The sequence below is a fragment of the Halanaerobium kushneri genome (assembly GCF_900156285.1).
Taxonomy (GTDB): Bacteria; Bacillota; Halanaerobiia; order Halanaerobiales; family Halanaerobiaceae; genus Halanaerobium; species Halanaerobium kushneri.
Genome location: NZ_FTNC01000006.1, coordinates 24810 through 49029 on the forward strand (window position 1 = coordinate 24810; position 24220 = coordinate 49029).

23 protein-coding genes and 5 tRNA genes are annotated in these 24220 nt (G+C 34.4%); 5 read left to right on the forward strand and 23 right to left on the reverse strand.

All coding sequences use genetic code 11. The features are described from left to right. Positions 1-238 precede the first annotated feature (238 nt). Positions 239-2023 carry an FAD-dependent oxidoreductase gene (locus tag BW929_RS05395; RefSeq protein WP_076544356.1) on the forward strand — a complete coding sequence of 595 codons (1785 nt, stop codon included), beginning with the start codon at positions 239-241 and terminating at the stop codon, positions 2021-2023. 105 nt (positions 2024-2128) lie between these two features. On the opposite strand, the gene BW929_RS05400 is transcribed toward BW929_RS05395, so the two are convergent. From BW929_RS05400 to BW929_RS05505, 22 genes are all read right to left on the reverse strand, one after another. Beyond that, positions 2129-3055, reverse strand: coding sequence for a class I SAM-dependent DNA methyltransferase (locus tag BW929_RS05400; RefSeq protein ID WP_076544357.1), 927 nt, complete (start codon positions 3053-3055; stop codon positions 2129-2131). A 2-nt stretch (positions 3056-3057) separates the two neighbouring features. Further along, the gene (gene yihA, locus BW929_RS05405) at positions 3058-3660 is read right to left on the reverse strand and encodes a ribosome biogenesis GTP-binding protein YihA/YsxC (RefSeq protein ID WP_076544358.1); all 603 of its coding nucleotides are present in this window, start codon (positions 3658-3660) and stop codon (positions 3058-3060) included. Further along, entirely contained in the window at positions 3650-5998 is a 2349-nt protein-coding gene (lon, locus tag BW929_RS05410) for an endopeptidase La (protein ID WP_076544359.1), read from the reverse strand. Before lon ends, yihA begins: the two co-directional genes overlap by 11 nt. A gap of 213 nt (positions 5999-6211) precedes the next feature. Then, on the reverse strand, positions 6212-7483 hold the full coding sequence (gene clpX, locus BW929_RS05415) for an ATP-dependent Clp protease ATP-binding subunit ClpX (RefSeq protein WP_076544360.1): 1272 nt from the start codon (positions 7481-7483) through the stop codon (positions 6212-6214). Between the two features lie 21 nt (positions 7484-7504). After that, complete coding sequence (clpP, locus tag BW929_RS05420) at positions 7505-8101, reverse strand: ATP-dependent Clp endopeptidase proteolytic subunit ClpP (RefSeq protein WP_076544361.1); 597 nt, start codon at positions 8099-8101, stop codon at positions 7505-7507. 124 nt (positions 8102-8225) lie between these two features. Then, positions 8226-9506, reverse strand: coding sequence for a trigger factor (tig, locus tag BW929_RS05425; protein WP_076544362.1), 1281 nt, complete (start codon positions 9504-9506; stop codon positions 8226-8228). 112 nt (positions 9507-9618) lie between these two features. Then, positions 9619-9704 (reverse strand) — tRNA-Leu (locus tag BW929_RS05430). Between the two features lie 221 nt (positions 9705-9925). Further along, positions 9926-10339 carry a YkvA family protein gene (locus tag BW929_RS05435; RefSeq protein WP_076544363.1) on the reverse strand — a complete coding sequence of 138 codons (414 nt, stop codon included), beginning with the start codon at positions 10337-10339 and terminating at the stop codon, positions 9926-9928. A gap of 58 nt (positions 10340-10397) precedes the next feature. Continuing rightward, entirely contained in the window at positions 10398-11033 is a 636-nt protein-coding gene (locus BW929_RS05440; RefSeq protein ID WP_076544364.1) for a TetR/AcrR family transcriptional regulator, read from the reverse strand. Positions 11034-11274: 241 nt separating this feature from the next. After that, positions 11275-11351 (reverse strand) — tRNA-His (locus tag BW929_RS05445). 25 nt (positions 11352-11376) lie between these two features. Next, positions 11377-11454, reverse strand: a tRNA-Arg gene (locus BW929_RS05450). Positions 11455-11460: 6 nt separating this feature from the next. Beyond that, positions 11461-11537: transfer RNA gene (locus tag BW929_RS05455), tRNA-Gly, on the reverse strand. Between the two features lie 24 nt (positions 11538-11561). Next, a tRNA-Pro gene (locus tag BW929_RS05460) sits at positions 11562-11638 on the reverse strand. Between the two features lie 139 nt (positions 11639-11777). Beyond that, positions 11778-12377, reverse strand: coding sequence for an XTP/dITP diphosphatase (locus BW929_RS05465; RefSeq protein WP_076544365.1), 600 nt, complete (start codon positions 12375-12377; stop codon positions 11778-11780). A gap of 1 nt (position 12378) precedes the next feature. Continuing rightward, positions 12379-13098 (reverse strand): ribonuclease PH, encoded by a 720-nt coding sequence (gene rph, locus BW929_RS05470; protein WP_076544366.1) that lies wholly within the window; start codon positions 13096-13098, stop codon positions 12379-12381. 26 nt (positions 13099-13124) lie between these two features. After that, positions 13125-13949, reverse strand: coding sequence for a glutamate racemase (gene murI / locus BW929_RS05475; protein WP_076544367.1), 825 nt, complete (start codon positions 13947-13949; stop codon positions 13125-13127). A 24-nt stretch (positions 13950-13973) separates the two neighbouring features. Continuing rightward, positions 13974-14513 (reverse strand): GerMN domain-containing protein, encoded by a 540-nt coding sequence (locus BW929_RS05480; protein ID WP_076544368.1) that lies wholly within the window; start codon positions 14511-14513, stop codon positions 13974-13976. A gap of 1 nt (position 14514) precedes the next feature. Then, entirely contained in the window at positions 14515-16770 is a 2256-nt protein-coding gene (locus BW929_RS05485) for an N-acetylmuramoyl-L-alanine amidase family protein (RefSeq protein WP_076544369.1), read from the reverse strand. Between the two features lie 18 nt (positions 16771-16788). Continuing rightward, positions 16789-18357, reverse strand: a complete 1569-nt coding sequence (locus BW929_RS05490; RefSeq protein ID WP_076544370.1) for a sensor histidine kinase — start codon at positions 18355-18357, stop codon at positions 16789-16791. 17 nt (positions 18358-18374) lie between these two features. Next, positions 18375-19298: an ABC transporter ATP-binding protein gene (locus tag BW929_RS05495; RefSeq protein ID WP_076544371.1), complete on the reverse strand. Its 924-nt coding sequence runs from the start codon at positions 19296-19298 to the stop codon at positions 18375-18377. Beyond that, positions 19291-19791, reverse strand: a complete 501-nt coding sequence (locus tag BW929_RS05500; protein WP_233493739.1) for a hypothetical protein — start codon at positions 19789-19791, stop codon at positions 19291-19293. The genes BW929_RS05495 and BW929_RS05500 overlap by 8 nt, the downstream gene beginning before the upstream one ends. Then, positions 19784-20845, reverse strand: coding sequence for an ABC transporter permease (locus tag BW929_RS05505; protein WP_076544373.1), 1062 nt, complete (start codon positions 20843-20845; stop codon positions 19784-19786). The genes BW929_RS05500 and BW929_RS05505 overlap by 8 nt, the downstream gene beginning before the upstream one ends. 333 nt (positions 20846-21178) lie before the next feature. Here BW929_RS05505 and BW929_RS05510 point away from each other — a divergent pair, with 333 nt between their 5' ends. The 4 genes from BW929_RS05510 to nagB all read left to right on the forward strand — a co-directional run bounded on the left by BW929_RS05510 (position 21179) and on the right by nagB (position 23963). Then, positions 21179-21766, forward strand: coding sequence for a chromate transporter (locus BW929_RS05510; protein WP_076544374.1), 588 nt, complete (start codon positions 21179-21181; stop codon positions 21764-21766). Then, positions 21766-22329, forward strand: coding sequence for a chromate transporter (locus BW929_RS05515; RefSeq protein ID WP_076544375.1), 564 nt, complete (start codon positions 21766-21768; stop codon positions 22327-22329). Before BW929_RS05510 ends, BW929_RS05515 begins: the two co-directional genes overlap by 1 nt. 109 nt (positions 22330-22438) lie before the next feature. Further along, positions 22439-23170, forward strand: coding sequence for a GntR family transcriptional regulator (locus BW929_RS05520; protein WP_076544376.1), 732 nt, complete (start codon positions 22439-22441; stop codon positions 23168-23170). A 22-nt stretch (positions 23171-23192) separates the two neighbouring features. After that, positions 23193-23963 (forward strand): glucosamine-6-phosphate deaminase, encoded by a 771-nt coding sequence (nagB, locus tag BW929_RS05525; protein ID WP_076544377.1) that lies wholly within the window; start codon positions 23193-23195, stop codon positions 23961-23963. Here the strand turns inward: nagB and BW929_RS05530 are convergent. Beyond that, the gene (locus tag BW929_RS05530) at positions 23931-24212 is read right to left on the reverse strand and encodes a DUF503 domain-containing protein (RefSeq protein WP_076544378.1); all 282 of its coding nucleotides are present in this window, start codon (positions 24210-24212) and stop codon (positions 23931-23933) included. The genes nagB and BW929_RS05530 overlap by 33 nt on opposite strands. Positions 24213-24220: the final 8 nt, after the last annotated feature.

Consider the following 24220-nt stretch of genomic DNA (forward strand, 5'->3'; position numbering starts at 1 on the left):
TCATAAATGCTTAACTTTGCAAATGATTATTCTGGCTAAATTACTATTCTGAGTAAATCACTAAGAAATTTGCAATTTATTTTTATTGTGCTATAATTATAGTGTGAAAAAAATAACTCATGACTTACTTTTATAAAGCATGTGAAATTATAAATTTAATTCTAATATAAAATAGTCATGAAGGAAAGCTTTAATAAAAGTAAAAAAAAATAAAAATATCTAAGGGAGGTAAAAAAAATTGAGTAATAATATTATAGTACTTGGAGCAGGATATGGTGGAGTTACTGCTGCTCAGACTCTCCATAAGAAATTAAAAAAACATCCTGACTCTACAATTACTCTCATTGACAGGAATTCTTATCATACCCTGTTAACAGAATTACATGAGGTGGCAGGCAAAAGGATTGAAGAAGATGCACTTGAAATTGATTTAGAAAGGATCTTTTCTTCAACAAGGGTAAATGTAGTTAAAGACGAGATCAACAATATTGATTTCGAAAATCAAATTTTAAGTTCTGATGATCATCAATACAGCTATGATTATTTGATTATGGGTGCCGGCAGCAAGCCGAGCTACTGTGGAGTTGAAGGTGTAGCCGAACACGCCTTTACACTCTGGTCAATGGATGATTCTAAGTCTATCAGAAAACACATTGAAAATTGTCTGCAGGAAGCAAGAATGACAGATGATCCAGCCGAAAGAAAGGAACTGCTTTCCTTTGCAGTTGCTGGTGGAGGTTTTACCGGAGTTGAAATGGTTGGTGAATTAATTGAATGGCTTGATGATTACAGCAAAGAATATAATATCCCACGCGATGAAATGGAGATTTATAACTTTGAAGGCCTTGATCAAATACTTCCTAATCTCAGTGATGAACTGGTTAAAAAAGCAAGTAATTATATGAGAAAAAAAGGAGTAAATGTTAAGACCGGTGAGTTTGTTGATAGAATTGAAGAAAACAAACTGGTTTTAAATGATGGAATGGAAGTCGAAGCTCGAACCATCATCTGGACCTGTGGGGTGCAGGCAGCTGATTTCGCTGCAAATTCTGGTCTTGCTACTGATCGTGCAAATAGAATAAAGGTAAATAAATATCTGCAGACAGCAGATTATTCCAATGTTTATGCTATTGGTGACAACGCAGCAGCTCCCTGGAAAAATGATCAGATCCTTCCTGCCTTAGTTGAGTCTGCTCAGCAAACAGGTGAATGTGCAGCTAAAAATATTATCGCTGAAATTAAGGGAGGGTCTAAAGAAGAACTTGAGCCAAATTTACACGGAGTTATGGTTTCAGTTGGAAGCAGTTATGCTGTAGCTGAAGTAATGGGCCTATCTTTGACAGGAATTCCAGCTATGTTTATGAAACACTCTGTTAATATGTTCTACCGTTTTGAAATTGGTGGTTTAAAAGAAACATACAGTATGATTACTGAATATATGAAAGAACAGGCTTCTCATAAAGGATTACTACCACAATTATTTGGCTTTGTTAGTGAAACTTCGAGGTCGCTCTGGCTGGTCCCTTTACGTGTCTTTGTTGGAATTATGTGGCTTTATGAGGGTTATACTAAAGTTAGAGATGGCTGGTTAACAGCACCGGATTATTTAGTTTCTGGAGCTTCAGCATCTCCAATTGGTGACTATGCAGTTGGATGGTATGTCTGGTTAAATGAAGCTATTATTTTTAAGTTTCCACTTTTCTTCCAAACTGTAGTTACTTTAAGTATGATAGGAATCGGACTTTCCTTAATCTTTGGTTTATTTGCAAGCCTGGGTGCCCTGGGTTCTGCCGGTTTTTCAGTTAACTTTTTACTTGCCGGTCAGTATGCTCACTGGTCCAGTGACTGGCCTGGACACTTTAGTCCTCTTTTCTGGTTCCTCTTTGCCTCAATTGCTTTAATCGGTTCGGGACGTTCCTTCGGCCTGGATTATTATGTTCTACCCTGGCTGAAAAGTAAAATCTGGAGCAGACCAAAAGATAAGGATCAGGATCTGAGAAAAGTAGTTAAAAAAATAAAATAAATTAATAGACTATTAATTTAAAAATTAGGATAGCAAAAAGCAGGAGCTAAGAAAAGCTCCTGCTTTTTTTAATCAACTTTTAAACTGCAAAATTATATTAAAAAATTAAAATAAATATCTTAAGCTAACAAAAAAGTAATCTATTCTATTTTTGGTTCCATAATATAATTTTTTTAATTGGCCCTGATTTTGCTCTAGCCTCTTTTCATTTAGCGAAGCTGCAAAATAAAGGCGATCAGAATTATTTTTACCGCTGGCCAAACTAAAAGCATTGTAAACATCGACCGCTTTAAAACCACTTTTTTTAAGTAATCTGACAATAGTATCAATCTTATATCCCCGTTCACTATGTGTCTCCTCAAAACAAGGAAGTTGATCATTATCAGGACATATTTTGAGCTTAACCTGCCATAAATTTTCTTTTGCTTTAACAATATCCTCCCAAAAACACTGATAACTATCCCCTTCGATTACAAATGATTTTTCCTCAATAGTTTTAATTCTGCCAATTGAGTTCATATCAAAAATAAATAATCCATTCTCAGTTAAGGAAGCTGCTGCACTCTCAAAACAACTCTGAAGTTGATTCAGATCAGTTAAATAATTTAAACTATCAAAAAAAGAAACTATTAAATTAAATTTGTTTTCAAAATAAAAATCAGTCATATTCTGTTCCTTAAAATTAACTGTTAAGTTCTTACTGTTTTGCTGCAAATGATAGGTTGAGTTATTTTCCTCAATAGAATAATTAATAAATTTACGGGAATTAAATAATTCAGTTTCTAATTTTTCTGCAGCTCTGGCAAGCATTGCTGCAGATAAGTCAAGTGCAGTGACTCTCTTAACTGACTGCAAATTTATTATTTTCAAAGTCATATTAGAAGTTCCAGAAGCTAGTTCTAGAACTGAATTTGGCTTTAGTTTATAATATTTTAAAAGGTCCTTTAAATACCTGAACCAGTATTTATAAGGAACATTTTTCATTACATCATCATAAATTTCAGCAAAATATGTGGTATAACTATAATCCATTTTTAACCCCTATCTTTTGCCAGCTGCATTAAAAAATCAAGATATTCATAGACATCCTTACTTCCTTCCCCACTCTGAGCAGAAAAAAATGTAAAATTATCTTCTCTGGTTAAACTTAATTCTTTATAAATTAATTTTTTCTGTTTTGCTTTTTTATTATTAGATATCTTATCTACCTTTGTAGCAACAATTAGATAACTTAAACCACTGGCCTGCAGCCATTCGACCATCATTTTATCATCTTTGGTTGGTTTATGACGAGAGTCAATAATCTGAACAACTCCAATTAAATTTTCTCTGTAATTTAAGTAAGTATCTATTAGTTCTGCCCAGTCATCTTTTACTTTTTGCGGTACATTGGCGAAACCATAACCAGGCAAATCTACCAGATAAAACTTATCATCAATATTAAAATAATTAAGAGATTGGGTTCTTCCAGGAGTATTACTTGTTCTCGCCAGTTTTTTCTGTCTAGTAATTCTATTTATCAATGATGATTTTCCAACATTTGAGCGACCACTAAAGGCTACCTCAGGCTGCTGCAGCCTGGGGCAGTCTTCATATTTATATACACTTTTATAAAATTCGGCATTACTAATCTGCATGATTTTCATCCTCTAGCAATAAAATATCCATTACCTCATCCATGTGAGAGACAAATGTTACATTTAAGCCTCTGGTAATTTCTTTTTCAATTTCTTTAAATTTATTTTCATTTTTCTTTGGTAAAATAAAGTTATTTATCCCCGCTCTTCTTCCGGCAAGAATTTTAGTTTTTAAACCACCAATCGGCAGCACTCTACCTCTTAAGGAAATTTCTCCAGTCATTGCATAATCTCCACGTACTTTGCGACCTGTTAAAGCAGAGGCTAAAGCAATTGCAATTGTAATCCCTGCTGAAGGTCCATCTTTAGGAACAGCACCCTGAGGTACATGAATATGAATATCATATTTTTTATAAAACCCATCACTTAAGTTTAAGTCATTCTGTTTAGAGCGTACATAACTCAAAGCTGCCTGCGCAGATTCTTTCATTACATCTCCTAAAGAACCGGTAAGAGTTAACTCTCCTTTACCAGGAACTACTGCCACTTCTATATCCAGAATATCTCCTCCTGCCTGATTATAAGCAAGACCTGTAGCCACACCAATTCTGTCTTCAAGATCACTTTCCTGATGTTCATAATCTGCCAGTCCCAGATATTTTTCCACACTATTGACTGCAACTAGAGCTTTATGATCTCTGCCTTCCACAAATTCTTTAGCCACTTTACGTGCTATAGCAGCAAGCTTTCTTTCTAGATTTCTTACACCTGCTTCTCGGGTATATTCCCTGATAACCTTTAGAATAGCATTAGAAGAAATGTTAATCTGATCTTCTTTTAAACCATGATCTTCATATATCTTCGGTAAAAGATGACCTTCTGCAATTTTTAATTTCTCATCTTCAGTATAACCTGGGATTTCAATTAATTCCATCCGATCAAGAAGAGGCGCTGGTATTGTATGAGCTACATTAGCTGTTGTAACAAAAAGAACCTGGGAAAGATCAAATGGAACTTCAAGATAATGATCACCAAACTCTTTATTCTGCTCTGGGTCTAAAACTTCAAGTAAAGCAGACGCAGGATCTCCTCTAAAATCGGAGCTCATTTTATCAACTTCATCCAGTAAAAAGACCGGGTTTTTGCTGCCGGCATCCCGCATAGCATTTATAATCCTGCCGGGTCTGGAACCAATGTAAGTTCTGCGGTGCCCTCTAATTTCTGCCTCATCTCGTACTCCCCCCAGAGAAAGACGGACAAAGTCTCTGTCCAGTGCTCTGGCAATTGAACGACCAAGAGAAGTTTTACCAACACCCGGGGCACCTACAAGACAAAGAATAGGACTTTTCTTAGCTGGTGCCATTTTGCGAACAGCCAGATATTCTAAAATTCTCTCCTTAACATCTTTTAATCCATAGTGATCTGCTTCTAAAATCTGCTCAGAACTTTGTATGTCAATTTCCTCATCTTTTTCTTTATTCCAGGGAAGATCTAAAACACAATCAAGATAGTTGCGAATTACTGTAGCTTCGGGTGACATATTGGGAGTTCGATCAAGTTTTTCAATCTCCTCTTCAACCTTTTCAGCTACATTCTCTGGCAAATCTGCCTCTTCCAATTTTTGATAGTACTCATCAATCTCATCAGTTGAACTTTTGTCCTGATCTAGTTCATCCTGAATAACCTTCATTTTTTCTCTTAAATAATATTCTTTTTGGTTTTTTTCAACTTTCTTTTTTACTCGTTTATTTATATCCTGTTCAATTTTTAAAACTTCAATTTCATCCTGCAGCAAACTCAGCATTTTTTCCAGACGCTGAATTATATCAGTTGCTTCCAGTAATTCCTGTAACTGCTGATATTTCAATTCCACCTGTGATGATATAACATCGGCCAGTCGACCTGGTTCTTCAATATTGCTGGCTGACATAATTGTTTCCGCAGGCAAATTACGATTATATTTAATATATTCTTCAAACTCCTTAACTACAGTCCGCATTAAAGCCTTAACATCTGTAGTTACTTCAACTTTTTCTTCAGGACAGCTTTCTGCTTCAACCAGAAAATATTCTTCTGTATCAATATATTCAATGACCTCAGCTCTTTCCAAACCTTCGACTACAACTTTAATCATACCATTCGGAAGTTTAACCAGCTGTTTTACCTCGGCAATAGTTCCAAACTGATAAATATCATCTATTTCAGGCTCCTCTATTGTTTCATCCTTTTGTGCAGCTATAATAATTTTCTTTTCCTCCATCATCGCTTCCTCCAGAGCAGCTATAGATTTATCTCTGCCAACCAGAAGAGGAATCACCATATGTGGAAAAACAATCACACCCCGGGACGCAAGTAGAGGGAGTTCCATCATTTCTTTAACTTCATTATCTTCAGACATTAATTTTCACCTCTATCAATTATATTTAGATAAACAAATTCTTAAATTAATTATTCTACTTTAATAATTCTGGATTCTTAAGTTTTCCCCTCCAAAATTAATCAAAAAAACGAAAGAGATAATACCACTCACTCATCAGGAGTAATATTATCTCTAAATAATCTCTTACAGCTTAAAATTTTTAAACATTTTACCTTATTTAATCCTTAGCTGTTAAGCGCTTTCTTCCTCTTCTAGTCTCTGTTCTTCAATTTCTAGAATAGGATCAGCATTTTCTTCTATAACTTCCTTAGTAATAATACACTTTCTAATTTCAGGCCTTGAAGGTAAATCATACATGATATCTAAAACAGCATTTTCTACAACTGATCTCAGACCACGAGCACCTGTATCACGTTCTAATGCTTTTGCTGCAATAGCTTTTAAAGCTTCATCAGTAAACTCTAATTCTATATCATCCATAGCAAAGAACTTCTCATACTGTTTTACTAAAGCATTACGCGGTTCTTTCATAATTCGAACCATATCTTCTTCCTCAAGCTGATCTAAAGTAACCTGAACTGGCATTCTACCAATAAATTCTGGAATTAAACCATAGTGCAGTAAATCCTGAGGCTGGATATGCTTTAAAGTATCCCCGATATTCTTATCCTCTTCTTTAGTCTTGATATCAGCTCCAAAACCCATTACCTTTTCGCTAATCCGGGAATCAATTAACTTTTCCAGACCATCAAAGGCTCCACCAGCAATAAAGAGAATATTGGTTGTATCTATCTGAATAAATTCCTGATGAGGATGCTTTCTTCCACCCTGGGGTGGAACACTGGCAACAGTACCCTCTATAATCTTAAGCAGTGCCTGCTGTACACCTTCCCCAGATACATCTCTGGTAATTGATGTATTTTCTGATTTACGGGCAATTTTATCAATTTCATCCACATAAATTATACCTTTTTCTGCTTTTTCTACATCATAATCAGCAGCCTGAATCAGTTTAAGCAGAATATTTTCCACATCTTCTCCTACATAACCAGCTTCTGTTAATGATGTAGCATCTGTTATTGCAATTGGTACATCTATAATCTTGGCCAGAGTTTGAGCCATCAGAGTCTTACCACAACCGGTAGGACCTACCATCATAATATTACTCTTCTGCAACTCAACATCATCAACCATCATATTGGAGTTAACTCGTTTATAATGATTATAAACAGCAACTGACAGTGATTTTTTTGCTCTTTCCTGACCAATTACATATTGATCTAAATATTCTTTTATTTGTTTTGGTTTGGGAACACTTTCAAATTCAAGTTCCAGTTCCTCATCCAATTCTTCTTCTACAATTTCATTACAGAGTTCTATACATTCATCACAAATATAGACTCCTGGACCGGCAACAAGCTTCTTGACCTGGTCCTGGCTCTTACCACAGAAGGAACATTTTAGCTCCCCATCTTCGTGATCGTGATCGCCAAATTTGAACATTATATCACCTCTTGGGCTAAATTACTTTTCTTTTAATTCATTTCGGGTAATTACTTCATCAATTATTCCATAATCTACAGCTTCTTCTGCAGTCATAAAATAATCTTTTTCTACATCCTGAGCAATTTTCTCTGAATCCTGACCTGTGTGTTTGCTGAGAATATCATTTAATAATTCTCTAATCCTCATTAACTCTTTAATATGGATTTCAGCTTCAGTCGCCTTACCCTGAGCTCCACCGGCTGGCTGATGAATCATCACTCTTGCATATGGAAGAGCATAACGCTTCCCTTCTGCACCAGCAGCAAGCAGCAGTGCACCGGCACTAGCAGCCTGTCCCATACCAATTGTAACTACATCAGGCTTAATATACTGCATTGTATCATACATTGCCAGAGCAGCAGTTACTGAGCCACCCGGACTGTTAATATATAGATAAATATCTTTATCCGGATTATCTGCTTCTAAAAAGAGCAGTTGAGCAATAACAGTATTCGCAACATCATCTGTTACTGGAGAACCCAGAAATACAATTCTATCTTTTAAAAGTCGGGAATAAATATCATATGATCTTTCCCCACGATTTGTCTGTTCAACTACCATTGGAATAAGGCTCATCGTTTAAAACCTCCCTTTATTTTTTGGCACAGGGTATTCTCTAAATTTTACACCTGATACCTATATATAATTATATCTGATTTAATGATGAAAAACAGTTATTATTTAACAATCTAATCAAAATTTAATTATTTTCAATTAAGAAATCAATGGTTTTTTGTCTTCTAATATCTTCTGTAAGCTGTGAAAGCTGTCCCTGCATCTGCAAAATAGCTTTAATCTGTTCTGGATCCTGATCATGCATTTCTGCAATCTCATTTACCTCTTCTTCAATTTCTTCATCTGTAACTTCAATATCTTCTACTTCAGCAATAGCTTCCAGTACCAGCAGTTCTTTTGCCCGCTCTGATGCAGTTTCTTTGTTCTGTTCTCTCCAGCCTTCTTCGTCCATACCCATATAGCCCAGGTAATCTTCTACATCCATACCCTGCTGGGAAATAGACTGAGATAAACGCTGGAACATCTGGTCAAGCTGCTCATCTACAAGAGTATCAGTCATATTAACTTCAGCATTTTCACTTGCCTTTTTTATCAGTTCTTCTCTAAAGTTATTTTCAGCTGAATTTTCTTTCTGTTCAGCTAATTCTTCTTCAATACTAACTCTTAGTTCTTCCATTGTTTCAAAATCACTTGCTTCTTTAGCAAAATCATCATCTAGTTCTGGTCTTTCTTTAACTTTAATTTCTTTAAGAAGTACATCAAAAGAAGCATCTGCACCTGCAAGGTCATCTGCATGATAATCTTCCGGGAATGTTACTTCTACAGATTTTTCTTCTCCAACCTTCATTCCAATTAACTGCTCTTCAAAACCGGGAATAAAGCTTCCGGACCCTATTTCTAAGCTGTATTCTTCGGCAGAACCACCCGGGAATTCCTCTCCATCTACATAACCGGTAAAGTCAATAATTGCAAAATCGCCTTCCTGCAGTTCTTCGCGCTCGGCAGTAACCAGCTGACTGTGCTCATCCTGCATTTTTTCCAGACGCTGAACAATCTCCTCGTCTTTGACTGCAGTATCTTCTTTTTCAATACCTAAACCTTTGTAGTCACCCAGTTCAACTTCAGGCTTAACCTCTACAATTGCAGTAAAAGTAGCAGGCTCTCCTTTTGAAATATAAAAATCTTCTATATCTGGCTGATCAATGGGCTCAATATCAGCTTCTTCTACAGCTTCGCTGTATCCCTTTGGGATCAGAATATCGAGTGCATCTTTGTGTAGAACCTCTTCGCCAAATCTCTGTTCAATTATCTTGCGAGGAGCTTTCCCTTTTCTAAATCCAGGAATTTCTACATCCTTAACCACCTGACGATAAGCCTGCTCTAATGCTTCATCTACCCGATCACTTTCTATTTCAACTTCCAGCTTAACTTTATTACCTTCCAATACTTCCTTTTTTACTTCCATTAATATTCCTCCTAACTGATATTTAAATAAAACTTTAAAAAACTCTCTATATGTTAATAATCCCCGATCTGGCACCGGGCCAATATCGGGGGTCAATGACAGAATTATTAAATGGTGCGAAAGGTGGGACTCGAACCCACACGGGGATTGCCCACTAGATCCTAAATCTAGCGCGTCTGCCAATTCCGCCACTTTCGCATAGTAAATAATGCTGTGAGTGAAAACTTCTTTTTTCTTTTTCACAAAAAGCACATATAATGTTAGCATAGCTTTTTGCTCTTGTCAAGGATTTTTTAAAAATTATCATTTAATTCTTCTAATTTAATTTATAAATTGAATTAGAATCCCGACAGCAAAATTTTCATCTTTTCAATTATATAATAAATCAAAGAAAATTTCCAGTGAATCACCAAAATAATTTATTCTTTATCTATCTCAACGGTATTAGACTCAAGTTCTTTCCACCTACGAAAATGTTCTAACTCCTGTGAGAGCTGCCTAAAAGCAAGGATAAATGCTGCTGCATCATCAGTCAGACCAACTCCCGGCAAAAAATCAGGAATTAAATCTGTTGGTAAAATTAAATAGGCCAGTGTAGCTACAATCCAACCTACGGCTGCTTCATTGAGCTTAAAGTTGCCTTTTGAATACTCACTTAACATTTCCAGCAGTTCTGTTACCTTATCTATAAAAGGCAGCTTATAATTTTTCTTTTCAATAAAATCTCTACTCTTATCAAGAATTTTACTCACACTTTCATGGCCAGTACCCCATTTAGTAGCAAGACGACCCAGAAAAGCAAGTAAATCATCATTATTAAAATTCTTTTTCATATTTACACCACCAGTTTTAGTTAAAAAGTGAGAAAAGTGAATTATATTTATAATCCAACTAAGATTTTTCAGGTTTCATTAAAGATAGATCAACTTTTCTACCTTTTACATTTAAGGTTCGGTTTAATAACTCTTCTACTGCTGCAAATTTATCAACATACATTTCTTCGGTTGTAAATTTAGCATAATGTCGATGCAAAAAATTATCGATACCCATAAACAAAATTTCGGTTATCTCTTCCGGGTATTCAGTTTCAAATTCCCCTCTTTCAACCCCTTCTTTTACAATGGCTGTAAAAATAGGCATAAACTTATTCCAGAACTCCTTATTCCTCTCTTTCATAAATTTAGCATTTTCATCAATTTTAAAGAATTCATAAACTTTAAAATTACCACGTCTGCTAAAAATAAGGCGCAAAATAACCTTTTCCAGTTTTTCTAAAGAAGACATTTTTTTGTTTTCTAAAACATGTCTTGCCTTTTTTTCTGTCTTTCTATATCTTTTTTCTAAAAGAGAAGAAATAATATCTTCCTTTGTATCAAAATAGTAATAAAAAGTCCCCTTAGCTACACCTGCTCGAGCAGCTATATCTTTAACAGTAGTTTTTTCAAATCCCTCTTCAATAAATAGTTTTTCGGCCTCATTTAAAATTGTATTACGCCTTTTCAGCGATTTTTTTGTTTGTTTTGCCACTCTTATTAACCTCCACTTGTTTTTTTGACTCAAAGTCAGGACAGAGTGAGTATATTATAGCATAGAATTTCAATTAATTAAATCATAACCTAATATTAATTATATCCTTTCTAAAAGTTATTAGTCAAGATTATTGATAAGAAATAAATTTATTATTTTTAAAACAGTATTTAAAAATCTATTAATAATTGAATTATAAAATTTTGCATAAAAAAAATACATCTTAGATAGATGTATTAAATGGGGTGGATGATGGGGCTTGAACCCACGGCCTCGGGAGCCACAATCCCGCGCTCTAGCCAACTGAGCTACATCCACCATATTAGGTTGTTTAATTTGAAAATGGCGCGCCCGACAGGATTCGAACCTGTGGCCTACGGATTAGAAGTCCGTTGCTCTATCCGGGCTGAGCTACGGGCGCATAAAATGGAGCGGGAAACGAGACTCGAACTCGCGACCCTCAGCTTGGAAGGCTGATGCTCTAGCCAACTGAGCTACTCCCGCTTAAAAACTTGCTATAATCTAAAATGGTCGGAGCGAAAGGATTTGAACCTTCGACCCCCTGCTCCCAAAGCAGGTGCGCTACCAAACTGCGCCACGCTCCGACGTGTTTTGTGCCGCAAAAATTAATAACTTTTTTCGCGACGACAATTAATAGTATATAGTAAATGCCGCTTTCGGTCAAAGAGGAAAACGGCATTTATTGATGTTCAGATTAAATTAAATGCTAAATGCTGCTTTTTATTAATTATAGCTCTCTTTTATTTTCCTTTTCATTTTAATTAAAGCCCTACCTCGATGGCTAATTTTATTCTTTTCTTCCTGGCTAATCTGGGCCATTGTCTTCTTATATTCAGGTAAATAAAAGATAGGATCATAGCCAAAGCCATTTTCCCCAGCAGGCTCTTCAGCAATCAGTCCCTCACATCTTCCTTCAGCAGTAATTTCTATATTTTTAAAAGGATCTACCAGAGCAATAACTGAAACAAAAGCTGCCTTGCGATTGGACTCAGGCTGTCCTTTTAATATCTCTAATATTTTCAAATACTTATCTCGGTCATTTAAATCTTCTCCCCCAAAACGAGCCGAATAAATTCCAGGTGCTCCATCCAGATAGTCTACTGAAAGACCAGAATCATCTGCAAGTACAATCTCATTTAATTCTTTAGCACGCTGCCTTGCTTTTTTCAGAGCATTTTCTTTATAACTCTTACCATCTTCTATAACATCAGGCAGTTCCAGTTCTGGATCAAGGCCTTCAAAATCAAAATCCAGTTCAGCGAAAAAAGCCTTGATCTCCTCTATCTTATGCTGATTACCACTACCAATAATTATTTTTCTCATTTTACTCACCAACCAGTGAGAGTTTTTGTTCTTCTATTAACTCTAAGATACCTTTTTCTGCCAGGTCATATAACTGATCCAACTCTTCTCTACTAAAGGGATGTTCTTCTGCTGTACCCTGAATTTCAATGATTTCTCCCGCTTCAGTCATAGCAATATTCATATCAACCTGAGCTTTAAAGTCTTCTTCATAACATAAATCGAGCATTGGAGTTCCATTAACAATCCCAACACTGGTTGCTGCCATAAACCCCTGCAGAGGATTTTCGTCCAATTTACCCTCATTAAGCAAATAATTAATTGCATCTACAAGAGCCACATAAGCACCGGTGATTGAAGCAGTTCTGGTACCGCCATCAGCCTGCAGCACATCACAGTCAACCCAGATTGTACGCTCACCCATTTTGTCTAAATCAATAATCGCCCGTAAACTTCTACCAATCAGTCTCTGAATCTCCTGAGTTCTGCCACTCAATTTTCTTTTAGCTGCTTCTCTAATATTTCGATCCTGAGTTGCCCGGGGTAATAAAGAATATTCAGCAGTTAACCAGCCTTTATTCTGGCCTCTTAAAAAGTAAGGAACACTATCTTCTATAGACACATTACATAAAACCATAGTGTCACCAGTCTCAACTAAAACAGAGCCCTCAGCATATTTTGTATAATTCCTTGTTATTTCTACTTCTCTTAATTGATCTACTTTTCTTCCATCATTACGCATTATAAAATTTCCTCCCAGTTTAATTCTTAACTAAATATATTTTCTTCTTTAAAATTTAAAACTTCTAAACCTAAAAACCTGCGTCCATGTTCCAGAAAACGTCTGGATATCCGGCTCTTATCACTTACAATAAATTTATGCTCAGCATTTCCTGTTATATCTTTTTTTAAAAGTTCAATTTTTGTCAAAGTGTCTTTAACTTCAACTGCCATCTCATGAGCGGGGTTAATTAGCGTAACATCATCCCCCATTATCTCGGCTAACAAAGGACTCAAATACGGAAAATGTGTGCAGCCTAAAATTAAAGAATCAACTTTCGCTTCTTTTAAAGGCAAAAGATAATTTTGAGCAGTTCGCTCAACCTCAGCTCCATCAAACTTTCCTTCCTCAACCAGCTCAACAAATTTGGGACAGGCTTCCGCATAAAGATCAGCTCTACTATTAAATTTCAAAATTGCATTCTGATAAGCTAGACTATTAACTGTTCCCTCTGTACCAATAACTGCAATTTTTTGTCTATTACTTATTTTTACTGCTTTAGCAGCCGCACTTTTAATCATTCCAAAAATAGGTATCTCAAATTTATTTTGAACATAGTCAAGAGCGGCAGATGTAGCTGTATTACAGGCTATAACAACTGCTTTAACCTTTTTTTTATAGATTAAATAATTTATTATCTTTTCTACATACTCCCTGACTAAATCTAAATCTTTGGGGCCGTAAGGAAGATGTAGAGTATCTCCATAATAAATAATATCTTCTTCTGGCAGCAGCTTAAAAATTTCGCGAGCAACCGTCAGGCCTCCAACACCTGAATCCAGTAACCCAATTGCTCTCTTTGAATCTTCCAACAAAACCAACTCCTATTAATTTAGTTAACTTCCCTCAGTTAGTTTTTGATTGTACATCAAGGGTTGTGTTAAGTCAAGATGACCAACCAAACTTTCTACCTCTTTTCCTTCAATCAATATCCGGACAGTTTGAATTTCTTCCAGCGAGGTATAAGAATTCACGATAGAGTAAATTGTCAGTAATTCTCCTGTGCTACCACCCCAGTGATTATCTCTAAAAGCCTGATTGAAATTTAAAATTATCATTTTATCTTCAATTTGGTAATCCAGCAGTTGACTGCCTGCTGGAATTGTTGCAGTAAGTCCACTACTTTCCGGTCCAGATTTGAGTTCATCAAATATCTGAAAATATAAGTCGCTTTCCTGATTAATAGTCCTCTTTTCTGATTTCAAATAATTTGCATTTTCGGTAGAAAAATAAACTTTGATTTTATCATCCAAAAAATAATTATTATAGAAGAGGAAAAGTAAATAAAGTACTGCTGCTGTCAACAGTAAAACTCTCAAAACAAGCAGCATTTTTCTTTTTTGCTCAGGACTTAATTTAATCTTTTTAACAGCCATATTATTTTCCCCCATTCTCTTCCAGGTAATCAAGAATCCCTTCCGTAATCAGAGATGCGGCTTTTTTCTGGAATTTGGATGATTGAAGCATTTTTTCTTCTCCAGGATTACTTACAAATGCAACTTCTATCAGAGCAGAAGGCATTTTTGTATATTTTATAACATAAAAATTACTTTCCTTGATTCCTCGATCATAAATTCCAAGACCTCTCCCCAGTTTATCATGTATTTTTTCAGCAAGAAATCTATTCTGATTATTTTCATGCTGATTATAATAAGTCTCTACTCCACCTGTTTGAGGATTATTAAAGGAATTAGCATGAATACTGACAAATAAATCTGCATTTCTGGCATTAGCAAACTTGACTCGCTGCTGCAGTGAATGGAAACGATCAGAATTTCTAGTTAAAAGCACTGTCTGATCTTTATCAGCTAATTGACTGGCAATTTCTCTGGCAATTGCTAAATTAGAAACTTTTTCTTCCAGACCTGTCATTCCTATAGCACCCGGGTCAAAACCTCCATGCCCTGCATCAACTACTATCAGATGACTTTCAATTTCTCTATCTTCTTTCATTTGCTTATTTAAATAATCCTTAGCTAGAGCAATTTTAATCCCATGTTTATCCTGATATGTCTCAACTCGATGGCTGTAATAATCATTTAATTCAAAAACCAATCGGGTGACTTCTTCTCCCTCCAGTTGATAATTACTACTTCTAATATCTTTTATTAAAGAAGTCTTTTCAATGGTCTTAAATTCATCCAGGTTATTTAAAGTATTTTTAAAATCAACTACTATTCGGTGCGGATAATTAAACTTCTTAACCTCATATTCAGCTCTGCTGTCCATTAAAATGTCAAGATATTGATATTTATCATTATCCTCTGTCCTGATTTCTGCAAACTTATTTTTTAAATTAACTGTGTAATGATAGATACCATTTTTCTCTTCTTCTACCCAATCATAGCCAGTAAGCTCTTTTAGGTCGGCAACTATTCTAACAGTCTGTTCATCAAATCTTGCTGTCCTTAAATTTTTAATCAGAGAATTATTAACCTCTATTTTATCAAGAATCCCGGCTCCACGATTAACATGATAGAGATTCATAACCAGTCTTGGAGGGGTTTCCAGCAAAAATAGTTCAGGATTTAAGGCAGAAGAAGAATCAAAACTAAAACTTCCCGCTGCATAATCAAGATTTGTAATCTCCGAACGCTGTCCTGGCTTAAATGCCAGCAGACTATTTTTTTCTCTTTTTAACGGCTTAAATATATCCCCATTTACCATTGTGGCTTCTATCCTTAAAATTACCGGGTCCAGATCATGCTGGGTAACCTTAATGTCCTTAATCAGAGGATGATTTTCTATATCCAGATCAAAATTACCAATAACTACAGACGGTATATCAATAATCATTTTTTTGCTTTCAGAGATATATTTAGTTTTTGCATCAGGAATTTCACCGGTAGCTTCAACTTTCAAAATGTTATTTTTATCAATCCTTATATCTTTAAGCTGAGGCAGGAAACTGAGGACCAGTGAATCTTCATACTCATAAACTCCCCCATCAATCTGAAAGGGAATCGGAGTTCTACTTTTAATAATTAACCTTAATAAAGCTCTATCCGGAACATTAACAACACGCAAATAATAGTTATTATTTGAAATATTATCACTAAACTCCTGATCAATTACTGCCTTATCAATCTCTATAGTAATTTCTCTACCATCTTCACTATGTAAAATTCTATAAGGTGTAATCTCATCCATTTTAATCTGAAGTTGATTACCATCTTCCTGCCAGGATACATTGTTAATTGTTGTTTCTGGCTGAAAAATATACAGCTCCTCATTATCGCGCTGATATTCAAGCAGATATCCAAATGCCTCTATCGATTTTGCCAGCGGAATATATGCCTGATTATCTACCAGCTGCAGACCAGCTCTAGTTTTTAAAGCATCATTACCTATCTGAATATATCGACTATTGGCCATGATTTTAATTGTAACATTCTGGGACTTCATTTCCAGTGATTTAAGAGCTGGTCTCCAGGTTAAATCAGCATCCAGTAATTCTGCCAGGTCCCTTGCCTTAATCAGCAGTTCCCCTTCCCGGCTTACCGTTTCTATTTCCGAAGTAATATCTTTGCTATTAAAATAAATTGTATTTTGAGCTGCTGCTGTACTGCTCAGAATAAAAATTGATAAAATAAGCAGTAAAATTCTAATGCCAAATTTTCTGGGAACTGACAAGGTAACCCCTCCTTACTTTTAAATATAATTAATATCACTAAATTCTAACTCTACCTTATTTAATAGACTGTCTGCAGAATAACTTTCTGCAGCCAGAGTTCGCTCATCAATGGTTTCTGCAGGTAAATAAACACTAAATCTGCTGTAAACACCGTAAATACTGTCCAGTTCTATTTTTCCTCCATGCATCTCCACAATTGACTTAACTAGAGATAAACCAATCCCACTACCCTCTCTTTTTTTATTAAAACTCTGATCCACCTGTCTAAACTGTTCAAATATAATATCCTGATTTTCCTTTTTAATACCAATTCCAGTATCTCTTAAAGAAATTTTAATCCACTCTTTTTCTTTTTCAATTCTTAATAAAATTTCGTCTCCCTCTGCTGTAAATTTTACAGCATTTGAAATCAAATTCAAAATCACTCTCTCAATATTAAACGGGTCACAGGCTATTACTTCCGAATCCAGACTGCTTTCAAATCTAAAATTTCTATTTTTGGCTTCCAGATAGTCTCTAGTACTTGTTACAACCGATCTGATTAATTCTATAACATCAAAATTGGCCCGATGAAGCTGAAAAGTATTAACATCGATTTTAGTTATATCAATAAGGTTATTTACAAGTCTCAACAGTCTAAATCCATTATTTCGAATTGAAGCCAGATATTTATCAAAATGATTTATCTGTTCAAAATTAGTATTTTTAAGTTTATAATCTAAAAGCTGCAGACTGGAGAAAATCAAATTTAGAGGAGTCTTCAATTCATGCGAAATATTTGCAAAAAATTGAGTTCTCAGCTCACTATATTTTAATTCTTCTTTCTGATTTTCAATTCTTCTTTTTGTTTCTATCTTCTCACTAATATCTTGAGCAATCGAAATAATTTCCAGTATTTTATCGTTTTTATCTCTTATTAAGGCAGTATTCCATTCACAGTAAAGTTCACTGCCATCTTTAGCTATATTTTTATTAATGTTGTAACTCTTTTTCCCTTCAAAGACATTTTCAATAACCTCTGTTATTTCAGAATAAGAATCTTCGGCTACAATTAAATTAAAATTTTTATTAATAACCTCTTCTTTTTTCCAGCCAAAAATGTCTTCAGCCTTATCATTCCAATCAATAATGTTTGTTTCTCTATCAGAAACAACAAAAGCGAGTGGTGCTTTTTTAAAAATACTTCTGTATCGTTTTTTGTTTCTATAAAATCTTTTCTCTTTTTCCAGCTCTGCAGTAATATCTTCAGCCAGGCAGAGTAAATAATCAACTTTGCCCTGATTATTATGATGAGGTATTGTATCTACTTCAATTGTGTGAAGCTTTTTATTTATCTCAATTTCCATTTCAGCCTTTTTCCGCAGACCTTCGTTAAAAATATTTTGATTAAATCTTTTAACTGTTTCAATCTCTTTTTGATCCAAAATAACAGATACAGATTTCCCCTCCAGTTCTGAAACTTTACAGGAACAAAAATCAGCCATTTTCTGATTTACAGAACCAAAGTGAGTTGGATCTTTAAAAATATAGGCAATTTTATTTAAATTATTAAATAAAAAATCAAAATCAGGTGCAAGCTTCTGCATCCTATCTCCTCCGAGAATTAATTATTAAAATTATTAAAAACCTGCTGCAGATCTGCTTCAACCTTCTTTAGATCGAGCAGTTTAAATTTTGCAGCTACTCTCTCTGCCTTATTAAAAAGCTGCTGGTCAAAATTCAACTTCAAATTCAAAACTCCAGACTGCAGACTGTAATCATCTTTAGCAGCCAAAACACCTTCTAAAAACTTCTTGATTTCTTTTAAGTCAAGATCTGGATCAATTAAAAATTTGAGTTCCAGATACTTTTCCTGAAGCTTATTTTTAAATGCTGAAGGTCTGTTAACTGCCAGTACTTTTCCCTGATTAATAAAAGCCACTCTATCACAGAGCCGATCTGCTTCTTCCAGATAATGGGTACTCAAAATTACAGTTTTTCCTTCTTCTTTTAAGCTCAGAACTTTTTTACGAATAATTTCTGCCGAAATTGGATCAAGCCCTCCGGTAGCTTCATCTAAAATTAAGATTTCTGGCTCAGCAAGCAGTGCTCTGCAGATCATCAGCCTTTTTTTCATTCCCTTAGAAAAGTTTCTAACTTCTTTTTTAGCAGCATCCTGCAGCTTATATTCAGACAAAAGTTCAGCAATTCTAGCTTTGCTAACATTATTTATTCCGGCAAATAACTTAAGATTGTCAATAGCATTAAGTCTCAGATATAAATTGCTTTCTTCAAATACAACTCCGATTTTTGCCTTTAACCAGCCCGGAAGTTTTTTGTTGACAGATGATCCCATTATTTTTATACTTCCCTGATCAGCACTTAAAAGCCCGGTTAATATCTTAAGGGTGGTTGTTTTTCCGGCGCCATTAGGCCCTAGCAGCCCAATAATCTCTCCCCTATCAATTTGAAGATTAATACCTTTTAAAGCTTTAAAACCTGAAAAATTTTTTTCTAAATTTCTTATCTCAATAATTGGATTATTCATTTTTATCAGCCGGTTCTGCTGCTTCATCATTATTCAAAGCATTTTTATAATCCCAGAAAATTTGGAAGTCATCATTTATTTTTCTAATATAAACCTTCTTCTCAGACTTTTCTTCCCGACTGCCAAAATGTTTGAATTTTAATAAATAACTAACCTGAAGCTGATAATAACTGCCAAAATCATCAGCATAATCAAATTTATCTTTAATTGTCTTAAAATCTATTTCTTTGGCAGCAGAAACTTTAATTTCTGTATATTTCAATTGATATTTTTCAAAATTCTGCTGTTGAAATTCTGTATATTTATTTTCGGGTAATATCCTTTTTAATTCTGCAGCAAAATTATTATAGACCTCAGAAAAATCCCTTTCTGAATAACTATTATAAATATATTCTGTAAAAGCCTGCGGATTTTCGAATCCCTCAGCCTGAACTACTGGATTTATTAAAATAATAATAGAAATAACTGCTAACAAAAAATTATTTTTATTCAACAAGAGAATCAGCCTTTCTAGTATAAATAAGGATTATTAAATAAAAAATCAATGCAAATAAAATTAAAACTGCTAACTCTAAAGACAGATTTCTATTGCCTCCCTCATAAACCAGAACTTTATCTAAAGCCTGATATAAATAATGAGTTGGAAAAAATAATGCTAATCTCTGTGTTAAGGGAGAAACATCAGCAACAAGAGCAGGAAAAATAATTGGAAAATAGATAACTGTCGAAATTGACCTCGAAGAAGACTGTGATTTACTGAAAAGACTAATAATTAATCCCAGACCACTAAAAACAAATGAAGCAGCTGAAATAATAATAAAGGCAGATAATAATCTATTAAACCCAATTACTAAAACTCCATTTAAAGCTCCCATCAAAGTGGAAGTTATTAAAACTAAAATCCAGGCGAATAAACTTTTGGCTATTATCACCTGGTAAATATTTGCTTTTGTGACCAGTAAAGCGGCCAGAGTTTTATTATCCTTTTCTTCCGATAAAGAAGCAGATATTAACATTAAACCAATCATTGTAATTGTAACTGTTAACCAGACTGGTAAAATTGAACTGCTAACTTTTACTTCTGAAGCAGAATTAAAGTTAAATTGGGGACCACTATTTAGATTATGATAACTTGATAATAACTGAGAAATATTTTCTTTCAAAATAAAAAAATTAATTGTATCTCTACTATCTAAATATATCTGATAACGGTCTTCAATATTTTCTGGATCAGGATCATAATTTATAGCTGCATCAATAGATCCTGCCGCTGTAGCCTCTTTACCAGCCTTAATATTGGGATATTTTTCAATTTTAAAGTTTTTAAAATTACTGTTAATAAATGATACCAGTTCTTCGCTTTCAGGTCCACTTACTGCAAGTTCGAAATTTCGCACCAACTGCTGAGAACTAACAAGAGAAAACATCAGTGATGCAAAAAGAGGTAGCATGATAATCATTAAAGCAGTTCTATTTTTCAGTGATTCTTTTATATCTTTCTTAATTAGTAAAAATATAATCTTGATATCTTCTTTAAAATTAGGCATTATTACTCCTCTACTAATTTAAAATTTATGTCTGACTAATCATGGAAAGAAGGGAGAAATAAATACATTTCTCCCTCCAATTTTTTCTTATGGAGCCATTCTATCAAAAAAGTAAACGATAGCCCATACTATAACAACAATTCCTACGATTTCTGCCATAAGAAAAACCTCCTTTCACCTCAAAAATATAATCTTAAATGCAAGGCTATATATATTTATTCTCTAAAAAATTTTATTATCCTTTTTATTCCGCCTTTAAATAACATAATAAGAATATAATTTCGCCAATTTTTTCTTATTATGTTATAATATTAGCCGGAGGTTGAATAAATCGTGAAAAAATTACTCAAAATCTTTTTGATTTTTTTTAAAATTGGATCTTTCACCTTTGGTGGTGGTTATGCCATGCTGCCAATAATCAAACGGGAACTGGTTGATAATTTAAACTGGATTACCGAAAAAGATATCTATAATTATTATGCAATCGGCCAGAGCACTCCGGGTATTATAGCTGTTAATACGGCTACCATGACCGGTTACAGCCTTAAGGGTATTAAAGGAGCACTGGCAGCTACTACCGGTTTTATTATGCCCTCGCTTATTATTATAACGCTTATTGCTTCATTTTTTAAGCGTTTTCAGCAAATTGATCTTTTTCAGCATGCATTTGCTGCTATTCAAATTGCTGTAGTTGCTTTAATAATTGATATAGTAATCAAAATGTGGCAAAAATCTGATAAAACCAGAGCCAGTCTGCTTATATTTTTAATAGCTTTTTTATTGCTGGTAATTTTTAAGATATCCCCAGTTTTTGTTATTCTTGGCTCAGCAGCAGCCGGTATTATAATTCAATATCTCAGAGGTAATCTGGAGACTGCCTATTACGATTATCAAAATAAAGATCAGGGAAGTGATAAATAATGGTCTATCTAAGATTATTCCTGGAATTTTTTAAAGTTGGTCTTTTTGCCCTTGGAGGCGGACTGGCAGCTCTGCCCTTTCTGCAGGATTTAATTACAAAATACAGTTGGATGACTTCCAAAGAACTTTTAAATATGATTGCAATTTCCGAATCAACTCCCGGTGCCATTGGAATTAATACCGCAACTTTTATTGGTTTTAATACTGGAGGTATCCCGGGTGGAATTATTGCAACAGCAGGACTGGCAGCTCCTTCAATTATTATTATTACTATTATTGCTCATTATTTTAAGAAATTTAATCAGCATCCCCTTGTTGAATCAGCATTTAGTGGAATTAGACCTGCAGTCGCTGGTTTAATTGCTTCAGCAGCTTTTGAACTGGCTCAGGGTGGAATTTTAAACCTCCAATATCTGCAGTTAAATAAAAAGTTAATTAATTTTTTTGACTATAAATCTTTACTTTTACTGCTAATTGTCTTTACTGCAGTTCGAAAATTTAAAAAACATCCTATTATTTACATAACTGTTTCTGCACTGATCGGGATTATCTTTAAATTTTAAAATCAACTATTTAAAAATTATTATCTGTTTTTAACTTGCAGATAATAATTTTTTATCGTATAATTGGTATAGACCACATGTTGTATATTCCTTAAAAGGAGGCAGGTTTATGCAGGAAATTAATAAAAACAGTCCTCTTCCGCTTTATTACCAGCTTAAAGAAAGTATTTTAAATGCTGTTAAAAATAAAGAATTTGAAGTTGGAGAAAGACTGCCCTCAGAAAGAGAACTGGCTGAATATCACAATATTAGCCGCATGACTGTTAAAAAAGCAGTTGATATTCTGGTAGACAACGGCTATTTAATTAGAAAACAGGGAAGTGGTACCTTTGTCACAGACTATCAGCAGAGTTACAGCATCTCTCCACTTTTAAGCTTTACCAAAGAAATGGAAAAAAAGGGACTCAGTTACACCACTAAGATTCTTGCTTTTAATAAAATTAGAGATAAACAAGCTGCTAAAAAAATGAATTTAGACTCTAAAACAGAACTTTTCAAACTGGAAAGATTAAGATTAATTGAAAATAAGCCTTTTTTACTGGAAAACACCTATTTAGCTGCTCATAATTTTAAAGATCTAAAAAAGAATGAACTGGAAAATAGCTCCTTGTTTAAAATAATAAAAGACAAATATAATATTCAGCTGAGCAATGCTGAAGCAGAAGTTGAAGCAGTTATTTTTGATTCCAGTATTGCAGATAAGATGCAGGTTAAGGAAGGTATGCTGGGGCTATATTTTGAACAATTCAGTAAAAATGAAACTGATGACATTATTGAATATACTTCTGCCTATTATCGTAACGATAATTATAAATTTAAATTCACTTTTGATCTAGACTAAATTTTTAAAAGGATGTGTAAAAATGAGAATTATTGTAGAAAAAGATTATCATGCTATGAGCAAAAAGGCTGCTCTAATGGTTGCAAGTCAAATCACTTTAAAACCCGACAGCAATCTGGGACTGGCAACTGGTGGTACCCCCCTGGCAATGTATGATAAACTAATTGAAATGTATAGAGAAGATGAAGTTGATTTTAAAGAAGTACAAAGTTTTAATCTGGACGAATACTGTGGACTGGAAGCAGACCATCCTAACAGTTATCATTATTATATGAATGATAATTTTTTCAATGACATTAATATTAAAAAAGAAAATATCCATATCCCTGATGGAAGTGCAGAAGATTTTGCTGAGGAGTGCAGAAATTACGAAGAATCAATTAAAAATGCCCGGGGTATTGATCTACAGATTCTGGGAATAGGTTCTAATGGCCATATTGGTTTTAACGAACCTGCAGAAAATTTAAATGTCGCAACTGAAGTAGTAGATCTAACTGAAGAAACAATCGAAGCAAACAGCCGCTATTTTGACAGCAAAGATGAAGTTCCTAAAAAAGCAATTTCAATGGGTATGGCTACTATTTTAAAAGCTGATAGAATAATTTTGCTGGCCAGTGGTAAAAGTAAAGCAGAGGCAATAAAACGAACTGTAAGTGGAAAAATATCCACTCAGGTTCCAGCATCACTACTACAGACTCACCCCCAGATCACAGTTTTGCTTGACCGGGAAGCTGCTTCTTTAATTAATAAAGAAGAGCTTTCAGCTGATTGTCACTTCGAAGTCTGTAAGTAGAAATTCGGGAAAAGATTCAACAAAGTCAAGATATTTGTCCATGACACTCTGCAAATACTGATAATCACTTCCTACCAGTGCAACTCCCAGTACAGCAGTCTGGATATAATCCTGGGCATCTACCTCTGCTGCAGAAAGATTAAATTTGTTTTTGCTTTTCTGCAGCAGGCTTTTTATTATTCGCCGCTTATCTTTTAAGTTTGCTGCGCCTGGTAAATATAATTTGATTTCACAACTTGCAATTAACATCTTTTTAA

Coding starts and splice junctions, on each gene's coding strand:
- BW929_RS05400 (WP_076544357.1), bottom strand. CDS start 3,055: ATGGATTATAGTTATACCACATATTTTGCTGAAATTTATGATGATGTA.
- yihA (WP_076544358.1), bottom strand. CDS start 3,660: ATGCAGATTAGTAATGCCGAATTTTATAAAAGTGTATATAAATATGAA.
- lon (WP_076544359.1), bottom strand. CDS start 5,998: ATGTCTGAAGATAATGAAGTTAAAGAAATGATGGAACTCCCTCTACTT.
- clpX (WP_076544360.1), bottom strand. CDS start 7,483: ATGTTCAAATTTGGCGATCACGATCACGAAGATGGGGAGCTAAAATGT.
- clpP (WP_076544361.1), bottom strand. CDS start 8,101: ATGAGCCTTATTCCAATGGTAGTTGAACAGACAAATCGTGGGGAAAGA.
- tig (WP_076544362.1), bottom strand. CDS start 9,506: ATGGAAGTAAAAAAGGAAGTATTGGAAGGTAATAAAGTTAAGCTGGAA.
- BW929_RS05435 (WP_076544363.1), bottom strand. CDS start 10,339: ATGAAAAAGAATTTTAATAATGATGATTTACTTGCTTTTCTGGGTCGT.
- BW929_RS05465 (WP_076544365.1), bottom strand. CDS start 12,377: ATGAGAAAAATAATTATTGGTAGTGGTAATCAGCATAAGATAGAGGAG.
- rph (WP_076544366.1), bottom strand. CDS start 13,098: ATGCGTAATGATGGAAGAAAAGTAGATCAATTAAGAGAAGTAGAAATA.
- BW929_RS05480 (WP_076544368.1), bottom strand. CDS start 14,513: ATGGCTGTTAAAAAGATTAAATTAAGTCCTGAGCAAAAAAGAAAAATG.
- BW929_RS05490 (WP_076544370.1), bottom strand. CDS start 18,357: ATGCAGAAGCTTGCACCTGATTTTGATTTTTTATTTAATAATTTAAAT.
- BW929_RS05495 (WP_076544371.1), bottom strand. CDS start 19,298: ATGAATAATCCAATTATTGAGATAAGAAATTTAGAAAAAAATTTTTCA.
- BW929_RS05505 (WP_076544373.1), bottom strand. CDS start 20,845: ATGCCTAATTTTAAAGAAGATATCAAGATTATATTTTTACTAATTAAG.
- BW929_RS05515 (WP_076544375.1), top strand. CDS start 21,766: ATGGTCTATCTAAGATTATTCCTGGAATTTTTTAAAGTTGGTCTTTTT.
- BW929_RS05520 (WP_076544376.1), top strand. CDS start 22,439: ATGCAGGAAATTAATAAAAACAGTCCTCTTCCGCTTTATTACCAGCTT.
- nagB (WP_076544377.1), top strand. CDS start 23,193: ATGAGAATTATTGTAGAAAAAGATTATCATGCTATGAGCAAAAAGGCT.
- BW929_RS05530 (WP_076544378.1), bottom strand. CDS start 24,212: ATGTTAATTGCAAGTTGTGAAATCAAATTATATTTACCAGGCGCAGCA.